Genomic DNA, 22,448 nt, shown 5'->3' with positions numbered 1-22,448 from the left:
TTTTTTATATTTGATTTTCATAACTTTGCATTATGAAGGATCAATTAGAATTTCAGGCTTCGGAACTTGGTATAAATGATTTAAAGCTAAAAGGTTTTAAAGTATATGAGGTAAATGGTGATGTTAGTAAAATCCCGACCTACAATCGCAGGGATTTTTATAAGATTTGTATCAATACTAGCGAGAGTTTGATTCACTACGCAGACAGAGGTATAGAAACCAATGGCACTATATTATTCTTTGGTAATCCTCATATTCCTTATTCGTGGGAAATTATTTCCCCTGTCTACGAAGGATATGCCTGCGTATTTACCGAAGAATTTTTGAAAGTAAACGATCGTTCTGAAAGCCTTCATGAATCGCCTTTGTTTAAAATTGGCGGAACACCTATTTTTTCATTATCAGCTGAACAAAAGGTTTTTATCGATTCATTGTTTAAAAAAATGATCGAAGAACAAGATACTGATTATGTTTTTAAAGATGATTTAATACGCAATTATATCAATTTGATTTTACATGAATCGATGAAAATGCAGCCTTCAGAAAATTTCTTTAAACACAAAAATGCTTCTTCAAGAATTACGTCATTGTTTCTGGAACTATTAGAAAGACAATTTCCTATAGAGACAAAAAATGAACCATTGGCATTAAAAACGCCTCAGGATTATGCGCAAAGCCTTGCTGTACATGTTAATCACTTAAATCGTTCAGTAAAAGAAATAACAGGAAAATCTACAACTGCACATATTACCGAAAGGATTATTGGTGAAGCAAAAGCATTATTGCAACATACGGATTGGAGTATATCTGATATTGGATATTCCCTTGGATTTGAATATCCAAGCTATTTTAATAATTACTTTAAAAGACTTACAGGAACGATTCCGAAATCGTTAAGAATGTAAATTGTTTCATATTCTTAATTTTTTGTTTGATTATTGTTATTTCTGATTGCAATTCCTAAAGTAATTTTGCCCTCAAATAATTAGTATTAATCCCTATCGGTTTTTTGCTGACTAAATATAACTTCTATAAAGCGCATTCCAGCTTTCTAATTTAGTTTCCGGCACTGATATTAAAACAAATAATTATGAAAGCAACTCAAAATCAATTAAAAGAAACCATTTTCCCTAAAGGTGATTTAGCTTCTTCAGATTACTTTACAGGAAAAGCATGGGTAAAAATGCTGGTTCCTAACGATCCAATTTTAAATACTGCGGTTGGTAATGTCGTTTTCGAGGCTGGTGCAAGAAACAATTGGCATACACATCCGGGAGGACAAATTTTGATCGTAACACAAGGAACAGGATTTTATCAGGAAGAAGGAAACCCCATTCAGTTACTTCAGGAAGGCGATGTGGTAAACATTCAGCCCGAGATAAAACACTGGCACGGAGCTTCGCCTGATAGCGAATTTACCCATATCGCAATTAGTACAAATACTGAAAAAGGTATTGTAAACTGGCTTGAACCAGTAACAGATGAGCAATACAATAGCTTTAAATAATTAAAGTAAAGGTGTTGTTTGTCGATCTGATAAATTAAGTACGGTTTTTTCTCAGATCATTTTTAAATAAAAAATCAATCTCAAAAAATAAATTTTTATGTCAACACTTTATACTTCTGTTATTGAAGAGGGAAAAATCCCGAACACTTATATGACTGGTAATGTTTCATATAAAAAACAAACCAGCAACATTCATCCTGATAATACGGTTATTAAAGAAGTTTCTTTTGAGCCGGGATCAAGATGCAAATGGCACGTAAATGCAACATTACAATTATTTATCGCAACAGACGGAATAGGTTATTTTCAGGAAAAAGGTTCTTCTATACGATTACTTCATAAAGATGAGGTTGTGACCATTTTGCCTGGTATAGAACATTGGTATGGCGCAACACCGTTTAGTAAATTTTCGCATATATCGATCATTACAGAAATCGATAAAGGAACCGGAATATGGCTGGAAAGTGTTACTGATGATGAATATAATAGTTTTGGAAAATAAGACTATTAGTCAATTAGAAAATAAGATAATTGAACACTTAAAGCTTGGCGCTTTTGTGTAAATTAATTTTCACATAGAATATCAATATAAAAGGTTTGATTTTAGTAAAATCAAACCTTTTTTTGTTTGTAGAAATTATTCAAATTAGAAAAAAAGAATGGTTTCAAACTTTATAAAATTTAATTCTATAATTTTGAAAGTGAATAATCAACAACACTTGTTTTGAACAAACATTCGATTCCCATTTTATCAGTTGGCAATATCCTTGGAGAGGAAACTTTGGGTATTACTTTGTTTCGCCATAGCGTAAAAGGCAGAAATGAATTTGAACAACCACATAAGCATGATTTTTATATGGTTTTTTTTGTCGAAAAAGGCTCAGGAATTCACCATGTCGATTTTACGCAATATAAAGTAAACAATTATCAGGTTTATTTTATCAGCTCGGGTCAGGTACATAATTGGTCGCTTGATGTTGATACAACTGGTTTTCAATTGATGCTTTCGCCGGAAATAATTACTATTTTTTCGAATTTGGGACAATTTCCTTTTTTTGGGCAAAGTGTTCCGTCTTGTCTTTCTTTGAACAAACAAGCATTTCAGGAATTTAAAAATCATTTACATGAAATAGAATTTCTATTGCCTGGTAATGATATACTCACCAGAGAAATCCTTTTACTGCGTTTGCATTTATTGCTGAAACTATTACAAAAGGATTATTTAGCACAATTTCCGGAACACGATTCTGCTACCAAACCCGAGAAAATAATTAAAAATTTTACGGCCTTTATTGATGAATATTTTAACAGCGAATCATCAGTAAATTTTTATGCTGATAAATTAAATATTACACCCAATTATCTTAACATCCTTTCTCAGAAATATTTAAAAATTCCTGCGGGTGATGTCATCAAAGAAAGAACCATTCTGGAAGCAAAACGATTGCTCACAAGTACAGATTTATCTATAAAAGAAATTGCTTATCAGCTTGGTTTTAATGACAATGGCTATTTTACAAAAGTATTTAAAAAATATACAGGCAAAACTCCGGGCGATTTTAAAGAAAGTTATAATATTTACCATCCTTATCCGTAATATTACCGTTATAGGTTTTAGTTTATAACGATTTTTGCAATGCAATATCTTCTGTTTTTAGAAGAGTGTTATTGTAAAATCTATAACAAACTCAAAGCAAGTAAAATATAATTTATGGAAGACAATAAAATAAGCCGAAAAAAATTCCTGGGATTAGGAGCTGCAGCAACCGGTGCAGCTTTGTTTTCAGGAATTGGTGGTAATGCCGTTGCACAAGTATTATCAAATGATAAAGCAACCGGATTAAAAGAATATATTTTAATCAATGTGCGATTAGAGGACGGTTTTGAATACAACGAAAAGAACGAAGTCATTGCAACCAAAACAGCTTTATACAACATACATATTTTAGATGGTAAGATTAAAAGCATCACTTCGGGAAAGTCAGTACTAAAATTGAAAACGGTAGATGCCAAAGGTCTTTTGATGCTTCCCGGATTACGTGATATGCACATTCATATTGATAAAACCTATTATGGCAGCGGAACCTGGAATGCGGCACCAAGAAAGGGATATACTGTAAAAGATATGATTACGCTGGAGCAAAAATTAATTCCGCAATTACTACCGGATTCTCAACATAAAGCCGAAGAAGCAATTAAACTAATGCAGAGTCAGGGCAGTTATTTTGCCCGTTGCCAATGTAATATTGATCCTGTGAGTGGGTTAAAAAGTCTGGAACATTTACAGGCAGCTTTAGATAAAAATAAAGATAGTTTTGGTTGGGAAATTGTAGCTTTTCCGCAACACGGAATTTTATATTCGAAATCAGAACCTTTACTACGTGAAGCTGCGAGTATGGGAATTGACTTTATTGGCGGACTTGACCCAACAAACGTTGATGGCAATATGGAGAAATCTCTTGACACCATGTTTCAGATTGCTTTGGATACTAATAAAGGTATCGATATACATTTGCATGAATCGCCACCGTCAGGTAAAGCCGCTATTGAATATATTATTAAAAAGACAGAAGAAAATAAGCAGCTACAAGGCAAAACTTATATAAGTCATGGTTTTGCTCTTGCTAAAATGGACCCTAAAGACCTTGAGAAAATAGCAGAGCAAATGGGAAATCTGGGAATAGGAGTGGTCTCTACAATCCCGATTGGGAAAACGATAATGCCAATTCCCACCTTAAAAAAATATGGCGTAAAACTAATGACCGGAACAGATAGTATCGTCGATCACTGGCAGCCTTTCGGAACTTGCGATATGCTCGAAAAGGCAAAATTATGCGCACAGCTTTATGGCTGGACAGACGAATACAATTTAAGCCGCGCTTTACATATTGCGACAAAAGATGAAATAGTCCCTCTTAACGATTCAGGAATCCGGGTTTGGCCTGCAGTAGACAATGAGGCAAATTTTATTTTAGTAAAAGCAAGCTGTTCTGCCGAAGCTGTAGCACGTTTACCAAAAAGAGAAGGAGTTTTTTATAAAGGAAAAATGATTGCCGGAACAATAGGTTCATAGATTCAAAGTTGCAAAGGGACAAAGGGGCAAAGGTTTCTCGTAGAGGCGCACAGCAGTGCGTCTCCCGTTATTCTCAGAAAATTTCATTAGCGTTCCGGAGGAACAAAATATATTGTAGGGATGGATTTTAATCCATCTTAGACTAAAAAAACCTTTGGCCCTTTGCACCTCTGAACCTTTGTACCTTTTTAAAAAAAAAGAAACCCCTTAAGCAATTCAACTCTTAAGGGGTTTTTGAAAAATAAATAATAACCAATTAAATTTATTTTTTATCTAAGTCTTGTTTTAGCAATTTTGCATGCTCCAAATGAGCTGTTAGCGGTGCTATATTATTTGATGCCCAAAGTTTAACATCTTGGTCTTTTGCATCTTCTGTAGCTTTTTGCAATTTATCAATCGCTTTTTGGTGACCGTCGATCATCATATCAGCGAACTTTTTATCAAAGTCAAGACCTGATTTCTCATTCAGTTTTTTATATTCCTCCTGACCATCTTCGGTAAGCGAAGTAGGTAAAGTGAAGTTTTTAGCTTTAGCCAAAGCACTTACTTCAGAAGCTGATTTTGTATGCTCATCAACAAGCATTTTTCCAAATTTCTTAACCTCAGGATTGGTACTTTTTATTTGAGCCAATTTTCCAATTTCGATTTCAGCAAGATTCACTTCTGCGATATCAACTAAAAATTCCGAATCATCTTTTTTATCATCTATAGAGTCAAATTTGGCTTCATTACTATCTTCAGCAACTTCTTTTGGATCTTCTTGTTTTGTTTCATTTTTACAAGAGTTAAGGGAAATGATTAATAATCCTGCTCCTAAAATTGCTTTTCCGGCTAATAGTATTTTTTTCATGATTTTATAGTTTAAATGTTATAATGTAAAATTATTCAGATTGTGTCAAGAATGTCTTACAGTATTTTTCGATAATGTTATATGATTTGGATTTATGAAAAATGAGTATGTAATACAAATAGTATTATATTCGCAAAACCAGAAACCAAACTATACCTATATATACCAAATTTTATGATTGCAAAAATCAAGAAGATAGTAAGCCTGAAAATTATTATGGTATTACTTTTTTTAGCTTCAATTAACTCGTTTGCACAAACCACTTATGCCGGATTTATAGATAAATATCCTATCGAATTTGTGACTGATATAGATTCTGATGGTTCCGGGAGGGGTATTTATACCTATTCAAATTATGATACACCAATCGAAATAAGCGGTACGCTAAAAAACAAAATACTAACCTTTTTCGAAAAAGATAAAGCAGACAATAAAACAGGTAAAATGGTTTTTGAAAACTTCAATTCTAAAAGCAAGAAGCTAGAAGGAACATGGACAGACCTGAACACCAAAAAAGAACTTAAAATTAGTTTGACAAAAGTATTTGATATTGATTATGGAGATAATATCGAATGGAAAAACAGAGAAATTTTACAGGCAGTTTCTCTAAAAGGCAAATATTTTAAGTTGATCGTTTCAAAATCTAAAGGCGATTTTTATGCAAAAGTAACCGGCGTTAAAATTCTGGAGAAAAAGACTGATAAAGTGCTTCAGCAAATAGAGCTGGAATGCCAGCTTTGGGGTTTAAACAATATAAGTACCGACGATTATAATTTTGACGGAATCGAAGATTTCTCAGTTTTTGAAGGAGGTACTGCAGGACCTAATACGACCAGTTTGTATTTTTTATACAACCCAAAGACAGAGAAATATTTTGAAAGCAGTTTTAGCGGCACTTCATTAGAGTTCGACAGTAAAACCAAAAGAATTCATGAATACAATCAATGTTGCGCCGGAGCAAGCCAGATGAATGCTGAATATAAAGTCGTAAATAATAAGATGGTTTTAATAAAGAAAAGCTGTCTTGAATTAGATATTAAATCTGGAGAATTAAAAAAGGTAAAATGCGATTAGTATTATTTAAATATTAATAATGCTTAAGATTTTAGTAATGGGTATAATTAATTTTTATCAATATGGTTTTCCGTAACTAATCTTATTATTTAAATATAATATTTGTTTTATCTAACCAAAAAATATACATATGAAGAATCTTATATTGTCATTAATAGTTGTGACATTAATTTCTTGTAATCAAGCAAAAGTAGAAAAACAAAGAAAAATAGAAGTTGCAATTGATCTTAAAAGTATTGCTGGTAAAAATATAATTGAGGTTGAAAGTATACTTGGAAAGCCAGATAAAATTGAACCTTTTTTAGAAAGCAGTACTCCTTGTAAAAATAAACCTTGTCAAAAAGGTTATTACCAAAAAGATAAATTTGAGATAATATTTATAAATGAAAAAGCTGATTGGATAACTATTAATAATTTATCAGAATATGATTTTGATGAAGAAAATATTGAAATATTTGGATTAAAAAAAACAGAACCTGAATTCAAAAATCCCCAAGATTTAATTAGATGGAAAAATATTGAAGGGATAAATGAAATTAGCATTTTCAATGATAGTTTTGGAAAGATATCTTATGCTTATATAAAAACTTCAACGGAATAATCCAATACTCACAGTATCCTAATTAATGCTCGCGCGAGCGTCCCGCTCGTGAACGTTATCCTTATCTTGAAATATATTCACAGATTTAGATTTAATCCTAAAAATAGATTTGCATCTTAGATTCTTGCCCTTTTTTACACGAGTGGGCGAGACGCTTTCTTGACTAAAAAAGAAAATATTTCCCTCATATCGTTGTTTGTATTTATTAAAACATCTCTTATTTGTATTAGATTTTATCCTAAAACTGTTAATTTTTAAAGCTTTGTCTTAATCTGATAGTTTAATGACGTTTAGGTCTCATTGTAAAATAATCTTCCGAGTAATTTTATTGAAATGTGATTCTATAAACGATAAAATTATGACATCAGCTAAGCTATTTATGTTCGGAGAAGAGCGCGAATTACTGTGGGTAAATACTAATTATTACAGACATATATGGGTAAATGGCATGCCAACCACTGATATTGAAGGAGGTTTTCTTACTTTTGGTTTTACATCGCAGGAAAGTGATGATGTATTCTGGCACAATATGACAAAACGCATTGAACACCATACTGACCGAATGGAAAAAGGAGAAATTCGTTTTTACAGTAAAGGTCAGGAAGATATTGCTATAAGAATATATAAATTCAGCGATGCTTATGTAGTATATTATTCAGAAACATTTGAAGCTAATGGCGAAGGCAATATGCAGACCGTTGTAGTGCTGTCGCCTGCGATTCAAAATTATGGTTATACGTATGATCTCGTAAAATACTGGCAAGTTTCCAGAGTTAATATAGCGCCTGTTTATTATTTCCCTACAGAAGAGAAAAAAGAAACTAAAGTAAAAACCATAGAATTAATAACAGCCCTGGATTGGGGTTCTGCAAATGACAATTCAGGCACAGAAACCCAACTGGGTATGTTGTATGGCAAAACATATGAATTTAAAGTAGTAGCCTTTACAGAGGAAACTCCCGCAGATAAAACGGTAATAAAATGGAAGTATAAATACCATAGTTTGTCTGAGAATAGATGGATCGAGAAAAAGCTTGACGTAACGGGCGATACGCTAAAGTTTACGCTAAACGAAAAAGACATGTGCGGACGTATTATACATATGCGTGCCTACATAAAAGATCCCGAAAGCGAAGGAGAACTTAAAGTCTGGAAACACAACAGGTTTAGATGGTTTGACAGAATGAAAGTGCATGAACAAATAAAGAATCGTGTCAAGGATCCCTGGAAAATCAATCAGGCACTTACCTCACTCTGCGGTATGGCGGCATTGTATTATGCCATGATAAAAAGAGATGCAAAAGCTTATGAGAAACTGTCAAAAGAATTGTTTAGAACAGGAGAGTATGCAATAGCTGATTATGTGATAAAACCTCATGAAAAAGCTTTAAGTATGTATGAAGTCAGAACCAGTTATGATAATTATATTGCCTTAGAAATGGCCGAAATAGACTGGATCGTACTTGCCACAACCCGAAGTAAGGAAAGTTTGAACAGCCAGTTTGTGTATAACGGATTTGAAAATGACGAAATTGATATGCTAAAAGGGGCAAACTGGCCAGAAATGCTGACCAGAATGTGTAAAGAAGTTGCCGGATTTACCTCTGCTGAATCGATTGATTTAGGAATGCTTCAAATTTCAAACAAAAAAGGATTATCCGGAAAACTAAACGATGCTATTGGGGATTTTGATATTATGAACCTTAAAATCATAGATAGAAAGTACAAACAAGGACATACTATTTTAATGATGATCGATAGTAATATGATCGAAGATAAAGTAAATTATGACCTGAAAGCCTTAACAACAAATGTACATTGGGTGGTGTACGAAGGAGGGTTGAGTTTTATTGATGTAGAAGAAAGTAAGTATGTGGGTTTTAGTATTTATACTTGGGGATTTGATCCCATAACTCAAAAAGATGAAGTGGGTCGTGAGGATGAAAAGCATAGAAGACCTCTCATCTATAAAAAACAACGTATTTCTATCGAATCTTTTAAAAGTAACTATTATGGATACATTGAAGTTTATTAGTGCTATTGCCTTAAGTTTTTTATTAATTAATTGCAGACAAATTACTTATGAAAAAAGCGATGAGTCTTTTTATTATATTGTTTTAGAAAATTGGAATTCATCAAAATGCCCTAAAAAAATTGTCTATGAACGATATGTTAAGAATTCAAATTTTAAGAATAAAATTAAAAGTGATTCTGACTTTACCATTAATTGTGATGATGAATCTGCTAATAATAATCAAAGAATAATATTTCCTAATAAAAATTATATTGGAAAAGTTGATTATGATATTAGACTAATTATTGATGACAGTATTGAATATAAAATAACAGAAATACAAAGTAAAATCGATACTGTTTTCTTAGGTGGGCGACCTGGAGATTATACTATTATGAATAGTATAAAATCATTAAATATTAATGAACATCAATTAGATAATTCAATAGTTAAACAATCTGTTATTCATATTCCAAGAAAAGTTAGTATTTATATTCCAACAAAAATAGGAAAGATTATAAAGAAAAAATAAAGAAGTATTTTATATAGAATCTTTTTAAAAGTAATTATTATGGATACATTGAAGTGTATTAGTTTAATAGGGTTTATTTGTTTATTCACAAGTTGTTATAGTGACGAATATACAAAATACGAAGACTCTTTTTTTTCAATCTATTTGCGAGGATGGAATTCAATAATTTGCCCTCAAAAGGTAGTCTACAAAAAATATGTGAAAAATTCAAATTTTAAAAAACTAATTGATAGTACTTCTGGTTTTGATATAAATATTAACTGTTTACCAAAATATGATAAATTTAATAAAATCATACCAACATCACCATATAACGACCAAATGGTATTAACACCATATCTTCCTATTAATGGACAATTAAATTATGATATAAAATTAATTATTGATGACAGTCTTGAATATAAAATAACAGACATTCAAGATAAGATAGATACCATTTCCGATATAGGTAGAAAGAAATGGGTAATAATGAACAATATCAAATCACTAGTCGTAAACGGTCAAAAATTAGATAATACAAAAGCACCTCTCAATGTTGATATTCCAACAAAACTTGGGAAGGTTATAAAGAAAAGATAAAACCTATATTTCTATTGAATCATTTATAAGTAATTATTATGGATACATTGAGATTTTATAGTTTATTGTTTGTTATTTTTTTTACAACAAGTTGTTATAGAAATGAATATGAAAAATATGATGAGTCGTTTTTTTCAATCTATCTTAAGCAATGGAATTCGCCAATCTGCCCTAAAAAAATGTTATTTGAGAAATATGTAAAAAACTCCAATTTTAAAAAATTAATTGAAAGAAATTCTGATTTTGAAATTAAAGGCTGTGAAAAAACTGAATCACAATTTAACCAAAGAATATTTTCGCCTGTTGTTTCTTACACTGGGCAAATAAATTATGATATAAGATTAATTATAGATGATAGTCTGGAATTCAAAATAACAAATATTCAAAATAAATTAGATACAATTCCAGAAAGGACTGGTCCAAAAAAATGGGTAATAATGAATTGTATTAATTCTTTAATTGTTAATAATTATGAGTTAGACAACAAAAAAACACCGCTAAATATTAAAATTCCAACAAAATTAGGAAAGGTTATAAAGAAAAAATAAAGACGTATTTCTATCGAATCTTTTAAAGTAACTAATATGGATACATTGAGATACATTATTTCAATAAGTTTTATTTTTTTATTCACGAATTGTTATAAAACTGAATATAGGAAAAGTGATGAATCATTTCAAGGAATTTATCTTAGACAATGGAATTCGTCTATATGTCCACAAAAGATCATATTTGAAAAGTATGTAAAAAATTCCAATTTTAAAAATATCATCGAAAGGGATTCCAATTTTGAAATTAGAGGTTGTGAATTAACAGAATCACAATTTAATCAAAGAATATTAAAGCCTAATGTTTCTTATATCAGTCAAATAAATTATGATATAAAATTGATTATTGATGATAGTATTGTATATAAAATAACTGACATTAAAGATGGAATAGATACAGTTTCAGTAAATTCAGGACCTGGTACATGGATGATAATGAACAATATCAAATCACTAGTCGTAAACGGTCAAAAATTAGATAATACAAAAGCAGCTCTTAATATTGATATTCCAACAAAACTAGGAAAGGTTATGAAAAGATAAAACCTATATTTCTAGTGAATCATTTAAAAGTAATTATTATGGATACATTGAGGTTTATTAGTGTAATAAGTTTATTTTATTTATTTACAAGTTGTAATGAGTACTATAAAAATGATTATTCGTTTGATGGAATATATTTAAGAGAATGGAATTCGTCTATATGTCCTAAAAAAATAGTTTTGGAAAAATATGTAAAAAAATCAAACTTTAAAAAATTGATTCAAAAAGATTCTAGCTTTAATATTGAAGGATGTGATAGAACAAATTCTAAATTTAATCAAAGGATATTTACCCCTTTCAACCTCTACTCAGGTCAAATCAATTATGATATAAAATTAATTATTGATGATAGTCTGGAATATGAAATAACTGATATCAAAAGTAAATTGGATACTACGCATTTTACATTTGCACTAGGGAAAAAATATTATATTGATAATAGAATCTACTCAATGATAATCAATGGTCATAAATTACACAATAAAGATGCTAAAAATAACATAAGGGTTCCAACCAAAATAGCAAAGTTCATAAAGAAATAAAAAAGCAATTTCTAACTAATATCTAAAGTAATTATTATGGATACATTGAGGTTTATTAGTTTAATAAGTTTTGTTTTTTTATTCACGAATTGTTATAAAACTGAATATACGAAAAGTGACGAATCATTTCAGAGCATTTATATGCGAGATTGGAAAACTTCTGTATGTCCTAAAAAAGTTGTTTTGGAGAAATACATGAAAAATACAGATTTTAAGAAATTAATTAGTAGTGATTCAGACTTTGATATCAGAAATTGTGATTCTATTTATGCTTCACTAAACCAAAGAATACTTTCTCCTAATGTTACTTATATAGGTCAAATAAACTACGATATCAAATTAGTCATTGATGATAGTCTTGTGTATAGAATAACTGATATAAAAGATGGAACAGATACAGTTTCAGGAAGGTCTGGTCCAGGAAAATGGATTATAATGAATAATATCAAATCGCTTGTCATTAACGGGCATAAATTAGATAATTCTAAAACACCTCTCAGTTTTAATATTCCAACGAATTTGGGAAAACTTATGAAGTGATAAAAGACCTATTTTTGATGTTAATATTAAACAGTTGATTTTTAATAAAAATAAATTTTGATATTTGTTTCAAAAAAAAAACAGTACAAATACCTAGTTGATAGTTTATGATTAATTATTATACTTGTTGAAATTTTAATTTTGTTAGAATGCGGTTTTCCGTAATAAAGATGAATATTTTATTGTAATATTTGAAATTACGAAATTTAAATTTATTTTAAAATAATTTTATTAATAATTAATGAAGCAACTTTCAGTATTTAGAAGATTAAGTTTAGAGAAAAAAATATATAAAAGAAGACGTTTAACTCGGAAAAGAAGAAAAACTAAATATCACTATTCAGCACAAATTAAAAAAAAGACGATTTTAAAAACACCTATCTTGACTCCCAAAGATTTTAGATTTGTTGAAAATCCTTTGCCGGCCTTAGTGTTTTTTAATTCAATTAGAGATAAAAATAGCATCTCCTTAAAAAATGGAATACCAACTGTAAGAATTTCATTTAAGAAAACTGAGAAAATTGATTTTGCAACAATTAGTATTTTAAAAGGAATTTTTGAAGAGAGTAAATATAATGGTATTAATTTTCAAAGTAATATGCCTAAACATGAAAAGTGCCGCCAATATCTTATTGATACAGGTTTTTTTAATAAGATGTATGATGAAAAATTAAGAGAAATTAATATTACAGGAAAGGGGAAATATTTTTCAATTGAAAAAAAAGAAGGTAAATTGACTATAAAAGATCTGAAAAGTTTTGATGAAATTTCATGTCAAGCTTTTCATCATATAATGGGAAAAGAAGGATACTCTGATGAATCTATAACTTTATTAAAAGAAATTGGGGGTAATGCAGTTGAATGGAGTAACTCCTATAATAATCAGTGGCAAATTGGTGTTTTTTATAAGGCCAATAGTGTGGTATTTACGGTTTCAGATCTTGGTAGAGGAATTAGAGATTCATTATATGTAAGTCGAAAATTAAAAGCTATTGATTTTTTTTTCAGTCGTAACGATCTTGATATAATAGAGAGAGCTTTTGAACGAAGATATGGTTCATTATCTCAAGAAATTAACAGGAATAGGGGGTTGCCTTCTATAAAACGTGCTTATGACGATAATAAAATCACTAAATTAGTGGTTTGTACAAATAATGTTTTTCTTAACTTTGAAAACAAATCTAAATCAATTTTACTGAATAAAAAATATGTTCACTTTTTGGGAACATTTTATCAATGGGAGTTAAATAAAACCTGTTTTAATTAATTATGAAAGATATTCTATTGTTACGCAAAAAGTTTGGAAATGTAACTGGCTTACGACATTGTTCAGTAAGTGACAAGTCAGGAGAAGATTTTTACCATGAATTTTTAAATGAAGAATTTAAGAAAAGTTTTGAAAAGGGAAATGTTTTAGTAGTCGATTTAGATGGAAATCGAGGCTATTCACCATCTTTTATTGATGAATCTTTCGGTAATTTAGTTTATGATTTTAATTTGCAGAATGTTTCTAAGTATCTAGAAATTAAATCGGATACTTTTAAATTTTGGGAAGCAAGTATTAAAGATGTAACATTACCTCTATGGGAAATACGTCGTCAGAATAAAAATTTACCAAAAAAAACTAAATCACACAAAGCTTGGTGGAGATTTATAGATAATAAATTTGAAGAGAAAGTATGGATAGAATGTAATAAACAATGATATTTTTTGAATTGTCAGATATAATATCGATTATAGAAATTTGTGTAAATATTGCTTTAGCTTTTTTTTTAGCAAATTTTATTCAAAAGAATCAAGTAAATTCTAGAACTCTAAAAGATTATTATATACGAGAGATGACCAATGTTCATAGTGAGCTTTTAAAATTTTTAGATGATTTAGATTCAAATCAAATTAATCCACAAGACGTTGAAAATTGTTTTTTTAGGCTAGTTGCAAATACAAATAATTTAATTTTATGTATCGAAGAACGTTATAAATTGGACTCTCATACAATAACGCAAAATATACTAGATCTTCAATCTCAAATAGAAAATGATATTAATTTTCAGACACATTATAGAGCTAATCAAGGCACGAATTTAACTAATAATACTATTAACGATATCAGAACCTTTCGTGTAAATAAATTAAAAACTTTTCATGACTTAAATAATTCAATAAATGATTACTCAAAAAGTTTATTTTAAAAAATATTTCATAATTAGTATCTTTTTTGTTTTTACTTCATGTATGCAAAATCCTGAAGCTAAATTGCAGAATGAAAGAATTAAAGACTTGCAAGATAAAAATGTATATTTTTTAGAGCGGTTGAAAGAACAAGAACAAAAAATAGATGATTTGGAAAGTAAAATGGCGAAATTTGAATTGTATGAGAATAAAAAAATAAAACCTAGATATATCTTTAAAAGTCATAAGGCAATAAATGACACGATGTATGTTAGATTAGTTCAAAATAATAAATAATTATTATAATAGTAATTTTTGTGATAATAAAAGATACCAAATTTTTTTAGTGTAGTTTACAATAAAAAACAACAAGCATATAGTTTAACAGAGTTATTAAATCCAGACATAGTTTAAAACTCTAAAGAAACATAAATGCTTTGTGCTATAATTTATATTTCAATAATATATATATTATATGTTGGGTAATTATTATTTTTAATGTTAATTTTGTTAAAATATCTTATGCTTTTATAATTGCAAAGAAATAAACTAAATTAACGAAGGATGATTAATATAGATTTTAAAAATGTAAAAATTAAAATTGATAAAATAATAAGCAAAGCTTTAAGCGATTATCAAAACGAAATAGATCTTATTAATATTGAAGACTGGACCTTAAAATCTCAGGAATTATTTATAGAAAGATCCTATAATACGTATAGTTCGCATAGTACGCAATTTATCAATAGTAGTTTCCCTGATATTAGTAATGCTTTAGATAGTAATGCCAGATTGCTATTGTATTTATACGTATCAGAAAAAGATCCTGAGTTTAATTTGATTAAAGAAAAATTCATTGCAAAAATCAATAAATCGATTATTGCAAAACAAGAAACCTCAGTAAATAGTATGCCATAAAAAAACCTCGATTTTTAGAATCAAGGCTTTTTTGTTTTATCATTAAATAGTAACTTACTTTAGATCGAGATAAGGATTTAAAATTTCGGCTAATTCGTTGAGCCAGTAAAAACTGCTTTCTAAGCTGGCTAATTCGTTTTGAGGCGTTTCGTGTTGTCTCAGAACGCTTAAGGCAAGTACATAATTTACTTGTCTAATTGCTTTGGCCATTTCTTGTGGGTCAATTGCGGTGTTAAAGAAATTCATAAGCCTTGTTTCGGCTTCTTTTGAAAGGGTGCTTGTACTCATAATGTGAAGATTTAAGAATAAAAACCCTTATGCGTTAGCAGTCTTACGCTTCTTCACGGCGTCAAAGCCCTTTCGGAACTTTACTACATAACATAAGGGCAATTGTATTTCGTTCTTAATGTGAAGATTTAAGAACCGCAAATATAGTAAACGATTATTCATTATAATACTTTCTTATGAAACCAATTTTTAGCCCTGATTGGAGGGAAAATCCTTTTTCTTGCTTCTTTAGCAAGGAAAAAATTTGGAAGGAAAGCAGGAATAGCTCCTAAAAAATCATAGTAACAATCTTATTCTTAAGAAATCTATTAACATAGAGTTAATTATGAAAATAAATCAAAAAATTGTATAACGACCCATTCTTACTTTTTGAAGAACTTTGATTTAATAATTTTCTGAATCACTAACCTCAAAATTTTTCAGTCATGCCAGATGCAAGAATTAAAAACGAAAAGCAATATCAAGCTCTTTTAGAAATAGGATATAGTAAAGAAAAAGCAGCCCGAATTGCAAATACGCCTGATGCAGGTGAAAAAGGCGGAAATGCAAAACCATATAATGAATGGACAAAGGAAGAATTGTACCAACAGGCACGAAAAGTTGGAATCTCTGGACGTTCGTATATGAGTAAAAAAAATCTTATCGATTCATTACGCAATAACTAGAATCCTCGCGCAAACGTAAACACATAAAAACATAGATTTTTATGTGAAAACAAGGAATAAAATATAAAGATTAAAAAAGAAAATCTGCTTAATCTGCATAATCTGCGAGAGAAAATTGCTAATGCGAGAGAAAAATCTAATAGCAATAACTAAAGTTGAATTTAAAAATAAAAAATGCCACAAAGGAGATCAATAGAATATATCGGAAATATCTTTTTTAAATCTCTATCCCGATAGTTATCGGGAGTGGCATATAATAAACAAACTATCATGAATGCAGCAGCAAAAACCGAAAAACTAATGAATCAATTGATCAAAACGCCTCATTTGGTGATCGAAAAATTAGATTTAGTTTATATCAATAATCAAAGGCTGCCCATAGAAAGATGTAAATGTGAGGATGGTTTTGTTTATAAAAAAAACGGACGCTGCATAAAACGAAAAAGCGAATTGAAACGCATTAGCAGTTTAGTGCTTCCGCCGGCTTGGGTAAACGTACAAATATCTGATTTACCAAACGGACATTTACAAGCGGTAGGTTTAGACGATAAAAACAGAAAACAATACAGATATCATCCTAAATGGAATTTGATCAGAAATCAGACAAAATTCTATAAAATAGCAGAGTTTGGAACAAAATTACCTTTGATTCGAAAAAAAGTCGACGAAGACCTGGAAAATAAAGAATGGTCTAAAGAGAAAGTAGTCGCTCTTGTAATTAGGCTAATGGAAGAAACCCATATCAGGATTGGGAACGAAAAATATGCCAAAGACAATAAGTCATACGGACTTTCGACTTTGAGAAAACGCCATATCAATATCAACAAAAATTCTCTGAAATTTGAATTTACGGGAAAAAAAGGAGTAAAGCACACCATTACAACCAGAAACAAACAACTGGTAAAATTGGTAAGCCGCTGCGAGGAAATTCCGGGTTGGGAAGTTTTTAAATATTATGATAAAAACGGCGAACGAAAAGTGTTGGACAGTCATATGGTAAACGAATATTTACATGAAATTTCAGGAGAATATTTTAGTGCCAAAGATTTTAGAACCTGGGCAGCATCGATTGTGTTTTTTGAAACCTTGATGGAAATAGGAACAACGACCGATGAAAAAGAAATTAAAAAAAATATTTTGACCGCTTTTGATACCACTGCAGAAGCACTTGGAAATACCAGAAATGTATGCAAGAATTATTACGTACATCCTTTATTGGTTTCGACTTATGAAGATGGTTCAATCCAGCAGTATTTTGACAGGGCAAAAAAATGCCGAAGCACTAAAGAGCATTTTTCGCATAGCGAAATTGCATTTTCAGAATTAATTCAGAACTATCAGATCAATTTATCATAAATCAGGTTTTATAGTGCTAACAATATAATGTTTAGAGTTAATACATCTCTTTAAAAAGTATGAAATTTGAGTAACAAACAAAATCATTATTAACTAAAATCACAAGCTTATGTTACGTTATACAGTCATTTTTATTATTCTTGCTATCATTGCCGGAATATTTGGTTTTGGAGGAATTGCTGCCGGAGCCGCAAGTATCGCTAAAGTTTTATTCTTTATATTCTTAGTTTTATTTATTATATCACTAATTAGCGGAAGAAAAAGTATCTAGAATACATTCAGTAAAATAAAATAACAACAAAAACGACACATATATCCAGGTAAATGTGTCGTTTGCATTTATAATAAAATTTAAAAATATAAAATTATGGGAACTAAAAGCGGTGCTTATCAGGACGTTTACATCAAAAGAGACGATGCAATGGTGAGCTTAAAAAACGATGTAACAGATTTCTGTGAAAAATATATTAAACCTGTTCATCCTGAAAATTGGGACTGGTCGACACGTGATTTCGAAAATCCGGATAATGACCCAACAGTTGCTGAAGCAAGAGCCATAGGAAACGTGGTTTTTAAAGATTTAAGCGATAAAAAAGAAACAGATGTAGATCTTTCGACCATGAATAATGTCGAATCGATAAAAGCATATCTAAATCCTGAAAGCAAATACGAGGCTTTTAATATGGAAGAATTTGCTTTTGCCTTAAAAGTAGAATTGGAACACGGAAAAATTAAAGATGTTAATGTCACCAATAATCATCCGTTTCTAACCGCTATGATCGCACTGGCGCATATGACCGAAACCCTGACCTATTACAAAAGATTAAAAGTAATGGAAGCCGAAGGTGAAATCTATGAAATCATGCGCAAAATAGAAAAGTCAACTACAGGAAAAGACAAATTGCTTGAAGATCTCATAAAAGCCGAAGAAGAACTAAAAGAGGCGAGGGCAGGACTTGCAGAAAGACTAGAAAAAATGGACGATATCCCGGTCCTTGAAATTATTGGGGATTAGGTTTGAAAAAGAAGGTTCAAAGGGTTAGAGGTTCAGAGGGGCTAAGTTGAAAAGGGAGAATAGAGAATAGAAAAGAGACAAGAGGAAAGAGGAAAGATCAAAGAGAAAAAAAAAGGTTCAGAGGAGCAAAAAGACAAAGTATCTAAACTTTGAAACTTTGCTTCTTTGAACCTTTGTTACTTTTTTAAAACTTTGAAACTTTGCTTCTTTGAACCTTTGTTACTTTTTTAAAACTTTGAACCTTTGTTCCTTTGAGCTTTTGTCCCTTTGAAGCTTCCTTTAAAATTTTCTCGGATCATTATCCGGATATTCTACGTCTTCTTCTTCCTGAACATCGTCTTCGATGTATTCGTCTTCCTCTTCTTCCTCGTCATCTATATCGTCGAGATCATCTTCGGTTTCGTTAAAATCTTCTTCTTCTCTCTCCAACGAAGCATCAGACGGATTGTCCAATTCGTCGTTTACATCATCTACATTTTTGCCGTTCATGTCCAATTCTTCTTCATACAAATCATCGCTGTTTGAATTTAGGTCATTCTCGCTATGAAAATCATCGGTAAGATCGTCTTCATCATCTGTAAGTTTGTCAGGATTTGGTTTATTAGGGTCAAATCCATTTCTAACCGTATACCCACGTTCTGCGATTTCACTATTGTCATTATCGCTTTCTTTCATATCATCGATATCATACAAGTCTTCATTCATAAGATTGTTTTTATCGGCCGTATTTTGATTCTGATTTCCAGAAACTCTGTTTCCTTTAATCATGCTGTCTTTTTGATCTGTAGTATTCATGATAATTAGCTTTATAGTTATAATACAAATCTAATCCTGAAATGAAGTAATTGCATTATAGAATTTTAAAGTGTAATTGCATAATTAACAGATGGTTATGTTTTTGCTGTTTATCTCGTTTCAGGGCATAAAAAAACCGCTATGTTTTATAACGGTATTTGTGCTTTTAGAATTCGAAATCTTAATTATCGTTTCGTTCTAAGTCGTCGTCGTCAAAATGATCTTCGTCCTCGATGTGTTCCTCTTCGTCATTATCAACGTCAATGATTTCAAATTCTTCATCAGGGTTATTGGTGATATAATCATCTTCATTGACCACTTGTTCCTCATTTGGGATATTTTCGTTTCTGGCAATGTTGTCTTTTTTAAGAAGCGTATCGATTGCATTATTAATTAATAGGGCAGTATCGATATCAAGATGACCTCTTTGGTATTTTTGGTGAAAATAAATTTCTGCTTCTTCGTATGTATAGTCTGTGTAAGTTTCCATTATAATGTATTTTAAATTTCGATACTACAAAGCTATCTACCAATACAAAAAGAATCCTTATAGAATTCTAAGTTGTAGTTGCATAATATACAGGTGCTTAGAATGCAATTAATACGAGTAATAATATAACCGCTCTGATAATCAAGATAGTAATTTTAACCTGTATTAATTATCAAAAAACTATTACCATGAAAACTACAGATAGTAAAAAAGAAACAACTCCTAAGCAAGAAGTAAAAAAAGGAGTTACAAAACCAAAATCAAATGCCGCGTCCGGACTAACAGAATTGTTTGAAGATGGACTGAAAGATATTTACTGGGCAGAGAAAGCTTTGACAAAAGCATTGCCCTTAATGGCGAAAAATGCAACATCTCCAGAATTGATCGATGCAATAAACAGTCATCTAACCGAAACTGAGGGTCAAATTGAGCGTTTAGAGAAGGTTTTTGAACTTATTGGTAAAAAGGCATCAGCAAAAAAATGCGATGCAATGGAGGGCTTAATCGAAGAAGGAAAAGGAATTCTTGAAGAAACCGAAGTTGGAGTAGTACGCGATGCCGGAATTATTGCTGCAAGCCAAAAAATCGAACATTACGAAATTGCCACTTACGGTACCTTGAGACAATTTGCAGAGACTTTGGGTTTAACAGAAGCTGCAGCATTATTAGAAGAAACCCTTGATGAAGAAAAAGGGGCCGATAAAAAATTGACTGAAGTGGCTGTAAATGCAGTAAATCTTGAAGCTGCAGAAGCAGATTAATCTATAAAATGTACCTACTACAAAAGTGCAGCTTATGTTGCACTTTTTTTAGTTTAAAAATCTAAAAGTTATAGTATGCCAGAAGGACCGTCAATATTAATATTAAAAGAAGAAGTACAGCAATTTGCCGGAAAAAAAATAATCACTGCTTCCGGAAACAGCGCTATAGATTTTGAGCGTCTTGAGGATAAAAAAATCCTGGAGTTTAAAACCTGGGGTAAACACTTCCTGATTTGTTTTAAGGATTTTACCGTCAAGATTCATTTGCTCATGTTTGGGACTTATCGTATCAACGAACGTAAAGAGCTGAAGCCAAAACTGAGTATGCTTTTTTCTAGCGGGGAACTTAATTTTTATACCTGCTCTGTCAAAATCCTCGAAGGCGATATTAATGATTATTATAATTGGAGTGAGGATGTGATGAGCGAATTGTGGGATCCCAAAAAGGCAAAAGCTAACCTTGATAAAACTCCCAACGAAATGATTTGCGATGCCGTTTTAGACCAGAATATATTTTCAGGAGTAGGGAATATTATTAAAAATGAAGTTTTGTACAGGTGCAGGATTCATCCGGAATCGTTGGTTGCAAAAATTCCATCTGAAAAATTAGACGAACTCATTTCTGAATGTTCCATCTATAGTTTTGAATTTCTATACTGGAAGAAAAAAAATGAACTCAAGAAACATTGGCTGGCCCATACTAAAAAAGTATGTCATCGTTGTGATCTTCCTCTCATAAAAAAAAGTACAGGAAAGAAAAAGAGAAGAAGTTTTTTTTGTACTAATTGTCAAAAGTTACACATATGAAAAATAAAATTTTAATAGGCTGCTCAAGCTTTAATAATCGCTTTTGGAGAGGTATTTTTTACCCTGACAACCTGTCAGTTTCTAGGTGGTTTTCGTTTTATTGCCAGTACTTTAGCACGTATGAGTTCAACGGAAGCTTTTACAAGTTTCCAACGGTGAGAATTTTTGAAAATTGGTATAATAAAACTCCGGAACATTTTGTTTTTTCTGTAAAAGCGCCAAAAGAAATTACGCACATTAAGAAATTTGTGGACTGTGAATATCTCATAAACCAGTTTTATAAGATATGCGAGACGGGCTTAAAAGAAAAATTAGGCTGTATTTTGTTTCAGTTTCCGCCCAGCTATCATTTTAGCCTCGAAAGACTGCACCAAATTATAGGAAGTTTAGATTTAAAGTTTAAAAATGTAATAGAATTTCGTCACATAAGTTGGTGGAACGAGGAAGTCTGGACCGCCTTTAAGGATAACAATATTATCTTTTGCAGCGTAAGTCATCCGCAATTACCTAATACTATTTTTAAAGATTTTCCGCTAATTTTCATCAGACTTCACGGATCATCTAAAATGTTTTACTCCAGTTATTCACCTGAAGAGTTACTTTATATAAAGAATGCAATAGATTCAAAATCAGCATTTGTGTATTTTAATAATACAGCAAGTGAAGCGGGTATTCTAAATGCTTTAGAGTTAAAACATATGTTGGAGTGATCATTTTTTTTTTTTTTAAATAGTCATTTTAAAATCAAAATCCACGAATTGTGTTTACCACCATTATT

At 30.7% G+C, this 22,448-nt stretch carries 30 protein-coding genes; 26 read left to right on the top strand and 4 right to left on the bottom strand.

Translation table 11 applies throughout. The features are described 5' to 3' along the window. Window positions 1-32: 32 nt before the first annotated feature. From RC62_RS18870 to RC62_RS18850, 5 genes are all read left to right on the top strand, one after another. The gene (locus RC62_RS18870) at window positions 33-905 is read left to right on the top strand and encodes a helix-turn-helix domain-containing protein (RefSeq protein ID WP_055097865.1); all 873 of its coding nucleotides are present in this window, start codon (window positions 33-35) and stop codon (window positions 903-905) included. A 185-nt stretch (window positions 906-1,090) separates the two neighbouring features. Beyond that, window positions 1,091-1,507 (top strand): cupin domain-containing protein, encoded by a 417-nt coding sequence (locus tag RC62_RS18865; RefSeq protein WP_055097864.1) that lies wholly within the window; start codon window positions 1,091-1,093, stop codon window positions 1,505-1,507. 97 nt (window positions 1,508-1,604) lie between these two features. Then, window positions 1,605-2,009 (top strand): cupin domain-containing protein, encoded by a 405-nt coding sequence (locus RC62_RS18860; RefSeq protein ID WP_055097863.1) that lies wholly within the window; start codon window positions 1,605-1,607, stop codon window positions 2,007-2,009. A gap of 222 nt (window positions 2,010-2,231) precedes the next feature. Then, on the top strand, window positions 2,232-3,104 hold the full coding sequence (locus RC62_RS18855) for a helix-turn-helix domain-containing protein (protein ID WP_055097862.1): 873 nt from the start codon (window positions 2,232-2,234) through the stop codon (window positions 3,102-3,104). Between the two features lie 114 nt (window positions 3,105-3,218). Then, window positions 3,219-4,580 carry an amidohydrolase gene (locus RC62_RS18850; protein ID WP_055097861.1) on the top strand — a complete coding sequence of 454 codons (1,362 nt, stop codon included), beginning with the start codon at window positions 3,219-3,221 and terminating at the stop codon, window positions 4,578-4,580. 262 nt (window positions 4,581-4,842) lie between these two features. Here RC62_RS18850 and RC62_RS18845 read toward each other — a convergent pair whose 3' ends face one another. After that, a complete protein-coding gene (locus RC62_RS18845) occupies window positions 4,843-5,430 on the bottom strand; it encodes a DUF4142 domain-containing protein (RefSeq protein WP_055097860.1) in 588 nt (195 codons plus the stop codon). Between the two features lie 174 nt (window positions 5,431-5,604). Between RC62_RS18845 and RC62_RS18840 the strand changes: the two genes are divergently transcribed. The 14 genes from RC62_RS18840 (at window position 5,605) to RC62_RS18775 (ending at window position 15,493) form a co-directional block, all read left to right on the top strand. Beyond that, a complete protein-coding gene (locus RC62_RS18840; protein ID WP_082421328.1) occupies window positions 5,605-6,504 on the top strand; it encodes an XAC2610-related protein in 900 nt (299 codons plus the stop codon). A 130-nt stretch (window positions 6,505-6,634) separates the two neighbouring features. Beyond that, on the top strand, window positions 6,635-7,105 hold the full coding sequence (locus tag RC62_RS18835; protein ID WP_055097858.1) for a hypothetical protein: 471 nt from the start codon (window positions 6,635-6,637) through the stop codon (window positions 7,103-7,105). Between the two features lie 358 nt (window positions 7,106-7,463). Further along, window positions 7,464-9,140 (top strand): type VI secretion system tube protein TssD, encoded by a 1,677-nt coding sequence (gene tssD, locus RC62_RS18830; RefSeq protein WP_157472583.1) that lies wholly within the window; start codon window positions 7,464-7,466, stop codon window positions 9,138-9,140. Next, window positions 9,118-9,651: a hypothetical protein gene (locus tag RC62_RS18825; protein WP_055097856.1), complete on the top strand. Its 534-nt coding sequence runs from the start codon at window positions 9,118-9,120 to the stop codon at window positions 9,649-9,651. The genes tssD and RC62_RS18825 overlap by 23 nt, the downstream gene beginning before the upstream one ends. A 39-nt stretch (window positions 9,652-9,690) precedes the next feature. After that, the gene (locus RC62_RS18820; protein WP_055097855.1) at window positions 9,691-10,230 is read left to right on the top strand and encodes a hypothetical protein; all 540 of its coding nucleotides are present in this window, start codon (window positions 9,691-9,693) and stop codon (window positions 10,228-10,230) included. Window positions 10,231-10,268: 38 nt separating this feature from the next. Then, the gene (locus tag RC62_RS18815) at window positions 10,269-10,778 is read left to right on the top strand and encodes a hypothetical protein (protein ID WP_055097854.1); all 510 of its coding nucleotides are present in this window, start codon (window positions 10,269-10,271) and stop codon (window positions 10,776-10,778) included. A gap of 36 nt (window positions 10,779-10,814) precedes the next feature. Beyond that, window positions 10,815-11,321, top strand: coding sequence for a hypothetical protein (locus tag RC62_RS18810; protein WP_055097853.1), 507 nt, complete (start codon window positions 10,815-10,817; stop codon window positions 11,319-11,321). Between the two features lie 38 nt (window positions 11,322-11,359). Further along, entirely contained in the window at window positions 11,360-11,863 is a 504-nt protein-coding gene (locus tag RC62_RS18805) for a hypothetical protein (protein WP_055097852.1), read from the top strand. 141 nt (window positions 11,864-12,004) lie between these two features. Next, entirely contained in the window at window positions 12,005-12,403 is a 399-nt protein-coding gene (locus tag RC62_RS18800; RefSeq protein ID WP_167343871.1) for a hypothetical protein, read from the top strand. 241 nt (window positions 12,404-12,644) lie between these two features. Next, entirely contained in the window at window positions 12,645-13,670 is a 1,026-nt protein-coding gene (locus tag RC62_RS18795; protein WP_055097850.1) for a hypothetical protein, read from the top strand. Window positions 13,671-13,672: 2 nt separating this feature from the next. After that, complete coding sequence (locus tag RC62_RS18790) at window positions 13,673-14,107, top strand: STAS-like domain-containing protein (protein WP_055097849.1); 435 nt, start codon at window positions 13,673-13,675, stop codon at window positions 14,105-14,107. After that, window positions 14,104-14,595, top strand: a complete 492-nt coding sequence (locus tag RC62_RS18785; RefSeq protein WP_055097848.1) for a hypothetical protein — start codon at window positions 14,104-14,106, stop codon at window positions 14,593-14,595. Before RC62_RS18790 ends, RC62_RS18785 begins: the two co-directional genes overlap by 4 nt. Continuing rightward, on the top strand, window positions 14,570-14,872 hold the full coding sequence (locus RC62_RS18780; RefSeq protein ID WP_055097847.1) for a hypothetical protein: 303 nt from the start codon (window positions 14,570-14,572) through the stop codon (window positions 14,870-14,872). The genes RC62_RS18785 and RC62_RS18780 overlap by 26 nt, the downstream gene beginning before the upstream one ends. 267 nt (window positions 14,873-15,139) lie before the next feature. Beyond that, window positions 15,140-15,493 (top strand): hypothetical protein, encoded by a 354-nt coding sequence (locus tag RC62_RS18775; protein WP_055097846.1) that lies wholly within the window; start codon window positions 15,140-15,142, stop codon window positions 15,491-15,493. 54 nt (window positions 15,494-15,547) lie between these two features. On the opposite strand, the gene RC62_RS18770 is transcribed toward RC62_RS18775, so the two are convergent. Then, window positions 15,548-15,781 (bottom strand): hypothetical protein, encoded by a 234-nt coding sequence (locus RC62_RS18770; RefSeq protein ID WP_055097845.1) that lies wholly within the window; start codon window positions 15,779-15,781, stop codon window positions 15,548-15,550. 425 nt (window positions 15,782-16,206) lie between these two features. On the opposite strand from RC62_RS18770, the gene RC62_RS18765 reads away from it, so the two are divergent. From RC62_RS18765 to RC62_RS18755, 4 genes are all read left to right on the top strand, one after another. Then, the gene (locus RC62_RS18765; protein WP_055097844.1) at window positions 16,207-16,446 is read left to right on the top strand and encodes a hypothetical protein; all 240 of its coding nucleotides are present in this window, start codon (window positions 16,207-16,209) and stop codon (window positions 16,444-16,446) included. A 270-nt stretch (window positions 16,447-16,716) separates the two neighbouring features. Continuing rightward, window positions 16,717-17,802, top strand: a complete 1,086-nt coding sequence (locus tag RC62_RS18760) for a DNA topoisomerase IB (protein WP_055097843.1) — start codon at window positions 16,717-16,719, stop codon at window positions 17,800-17,802. Window positions 17,803-17,911: 109 nt separating this feature from the next. Beyond that, the gene (locus RC62_RS22790; RefSeq protein WP_082421327.1) at window positions 17,912-18,073 is read left to right on the top strand and encodes a DUF1328 family protein; all 162 of its coding nucleotides are present in this window, start codon (window positions 17,912-17,914) and stop codon (window positions 18,071-18,073) included. Between the two features lie 96 nt (window positions 18,074-18,169). After that, window positions 18,170-18,817: a DUF5661 family protein gene (locus RC62_RS18755; RefSeq protein WP_055097841.1), complete on the top strand. Its 648-nt coding sequence runs from the start codon at window positions 18,170-18,172 to the stop codon at window positions 18,815-18,817. A gap of 279 nt (window positions 18,818-19,096) precedes the next feature. Here RC62_RS18755 and RC62_RS18750 read toward each other — a convergent pair whose 3' ends face one another. Together RC62_RS18750 and RC62_RS18745 are read right to left on the bottom strand one after the other, a co-directional pair. Next, window positions 19,097-19,612, bottom strand: coding sequence for a hypothetical protein (locus RC62_RS18750; protein WP_055097839.1), 516 nt, complete (start codon window positions 19,610-19,612; stop codon window positions 19,097-19,099). Between the two features lie 181 nt (window positions 19,613-19,793). After that, window positions 19,794-20,102, bottom strand: a complete 309-nt coding sequence (locus tag RC62_RS18745; RefSeq protein ID WP_055097838.1) for a hypothetical protein — start codon at window positions 20,100-20,102, stop codon at window positions 19,794-19,796. A gap of 188 nt (window positions 20,103-20,290) precedes the next feature. Between RC62_RS18745 and RC62_RS18740 the strand changes: the two genes are divergently transcribed. The 3 genes from RC62_RS18740 (at window position 20,291) to RC62_RS18730 (ending at window position 22,380) form a co-directional block, all read left to right on the top strand. Then, window positions 20,291-20,863 (top strand): ferritin-like domain-containing protein, encoded by a 573-nt coding sequence (locus RC62_RS18740; RefSeq protein ID WP_055097837.1) that lies wholly within the window; start codon window positions 20,291-20,293, stop codon window positions 20,861-20,863. 75 nt (window positions 20,864-20,938) lie between these two features. Next, entirely contained in the window at window positions 20,939-21,670 is a 732-nt protein-coding gene (locus tag RC62_RS18735) for a DNA-formamidopyrimidine glycosylase family protein (protein ID WP_055097836.1), read from the top strand. Next, complete coding sequence (locus tag RC62_RS18730) at window positions 21,667-22,380, top strand: DUF72 domain-containing protein (RefSeq protein ID WP_055097834.1); 714 nt, start codon at window positions 21,667-21,669, stop codon at window positions 22,378-22,380. The genes RC62_RS18735 and RC62_RS18730 overlap by 4 nt, the downstream gene beginning before the upstream one ends. Window positions 22,381-22,448: the final 68 nt, after the last annotated feature.

It is taken from the genome of Flavobacterium aquidurense (assembly GCF_001404985.1).
GTDB classification, from domain to species: Bacteria; Bacteroidota; Bacteroidia; order Flavobacteriales; family Flavobacteriaceae; genus Flavobacterium; species Flavobacterium aquidurense_B.
Note: the sequence above shows the minus strand (reverse complement) of the source record. Positions and strands in the feature narration are given on the sequence as shown.

Coding starts and splice junctions, on each gene's coding strand:
- RC62_RS18870 (WP_055097865.1), top strand. CDS start 33: ATGAAGGATCAATTAGAATTTCAGGCTTCGGAACTTGGTATAAATGAT.
- RC62_RS18865 (WP_055097864.1), top strand. CDS start 1,091: ATGAAAGCAACTCAAAATCAATTAAAAGAAACCATTTTCCCTAAAGGT.
- RC62_RS18860 (WP_055097863.1), top strand. CDS start 1,605: ATGTCAACACTTTATACTTCTGTTATTGAAGAGGGAAAAATCCCGAAC.
- RC62_RS18850 (WP_055097861.1), top strand. CDS start 3,219: ATGGAAGACAATAAAATAAGCCGAAAAAAATTCCTGGGATTAGGAGCT.
- RC62_RS18845 (WP_055097860.1), bottom strand. CDS start 5,430: ATGAAAAAAATACTATTAGCCGGAAAAGCAATTTTAGGAGCAGGATTA.
- RC62_RS18840 (WP_082421328.1), top strand. CDS start 5,605: ATGATTGCAAAAATCAAGAAGATAGTAAGCCTGAAAATTATTATGGTA.
- RC62_RS18835 (WP_055097858.1), top strand. CDS start 6,635: ATGAAGAATCTTATATTGTCATTAATAGTTGTGACATTAATTTCTTGT.
- tssD (WP_157472583.1), top strand. CDS start 7,464: ATGACATCAGCTAAGCTATTTATGTTCGGAGAAGAGCGCGAATTACTG.
- RC62_RS18825 (WP_055097856.1), top strand. CDS start 9,118: ATGGATACATTGAAGTTTATTAGTGCTATTGCCTTAAGTTTTTTATTA.
- RC62_RS18820 (WP_055097855.1), top strand. CDS start 9,691: ATGGATACATTGAAGTGTATTAGTTTAATAGGGTTTATTTGTTTATTC.
- RC62_RS18815 (WP_055097854.1), top strand. CDS start 10,269: ATGGATACATTGAGATTTTATAGTTTATTGTTTGTTATTTTTTTTACA.
- RC62_RS18810 (WP_055097853.1), top strand. CDS start 10,815: ATGGATACATTGAGATACATTATTTCAATAAGTTTTATTTTTTTATTC.
- RC62_RS18805 (WP_055097852.1), top strand. CDS start 11,360: ATGGATACATTGAGGTTTATTAGTGTAATAAGTTTATTTTATTTATTT.
- RC62_RS18800 (WP_167343871.1), top strand. CDS start 12,005: ATGCGAGATTGGAAAACTTCTGTATGTCCTAAAAAAGTTGTTTTGGAG.
- RC62_RS18795 (WP_055097850.1), top strand. CDS start 12,645: ATGAAGCAACTTTCAGTATTTAGAAGATTAAGTTTAGAGAAAAAAATA.
- RC62_RS18790 (WP_055097849.1), top strand. CDS start 13,673: ATGAAAGATATTCTATTGTTACGCAAAAAGTTTGGAAATGTAACTGGC.
- RC62_RS18785 (WP_055097848.1), top strand. CDS start 14,104: ATGATATTTTTTGAATTGTCAGATATAATATCGATTATAGAAATTTGT.
- RC62_RS18780 (WP_055097847.1), top strand. CDS start 14,570: ATGATTACTCAAAAAGTTTATTTTAAAAAATATTTCATAATTAGTATC.
- RC62_RS18775 (WP_055097846.1), top strand. CDS start 15,140: ATGATTAATATAGATTTTAAAAATGTAAAAATTAAAATTGATAAAATA.
- RC62_RS18770 (WP_055097845.1), bottom strand. CDS start 15,781: ATGAGTACAAGCACCCTTTCAAAAGAAGCCGAAACAAGGCTTATGAAT.
- RC62_RS18765 (WP_055097844.1), top strand. CDS start 16,207: ATGCCAGATGCAAGAATTAAAAACGAAAAGCAATATCAAGCTCTTTTA.
- RC62_RS18760 (WP_055097843.1), top strand. CDS start 16,717: ATGAATGCAGCAGCAAAAACCGAAAAACTAATGAATCAATTGATCAAA.
- RC62_RS22790 (WP_082421327.1), top strand. CDS start 17,912: ATGTTACGTTATACAGTCATTTTTATTATTCTTGCTATCATTGCCGGA.
- RC62_RS18755 (WP_055097841.1), top strand. CDS start 18,170: ATGGGAACTAAAAGCGGTGCTTATCAGGACGTTTACATCAAAAGAGAC.
- RC62_RS18750 (WP_055097839.1), bottom strand. CDS start 19,612: ATGAATACTACAGATCAAAAAGACAGCATGATTAAAGGAAACAGAGTT.
- RC62_RS18745 (WP_055097838.1), bottom strand. CDS start 20,102: ATGGAAACTTACACAGACTATACATACGAAGAAGCAGAAATTTATTTT.
- RC62_RS18740 (WP_055097837.1), top strand. CDS start 20,291: ATGAAAACTACAGATAGTAAAAAAGAAACAACTCCTAAGCAAGAAGTA.
- RC62_RS18735 (WP_055097836.1), top strand. CDS start 20,939: ATGCCAGAAGGACCGTCAATATTAATATTAAAAGAAGAAGTACAGCAA.
- RC62_RS18730 (WP_055097834.1), top strand. CDS start 21,667: ATGAAAAATAAAATTTTAATAGGCTGCTCAAGCTTTAATAATCGCTTT.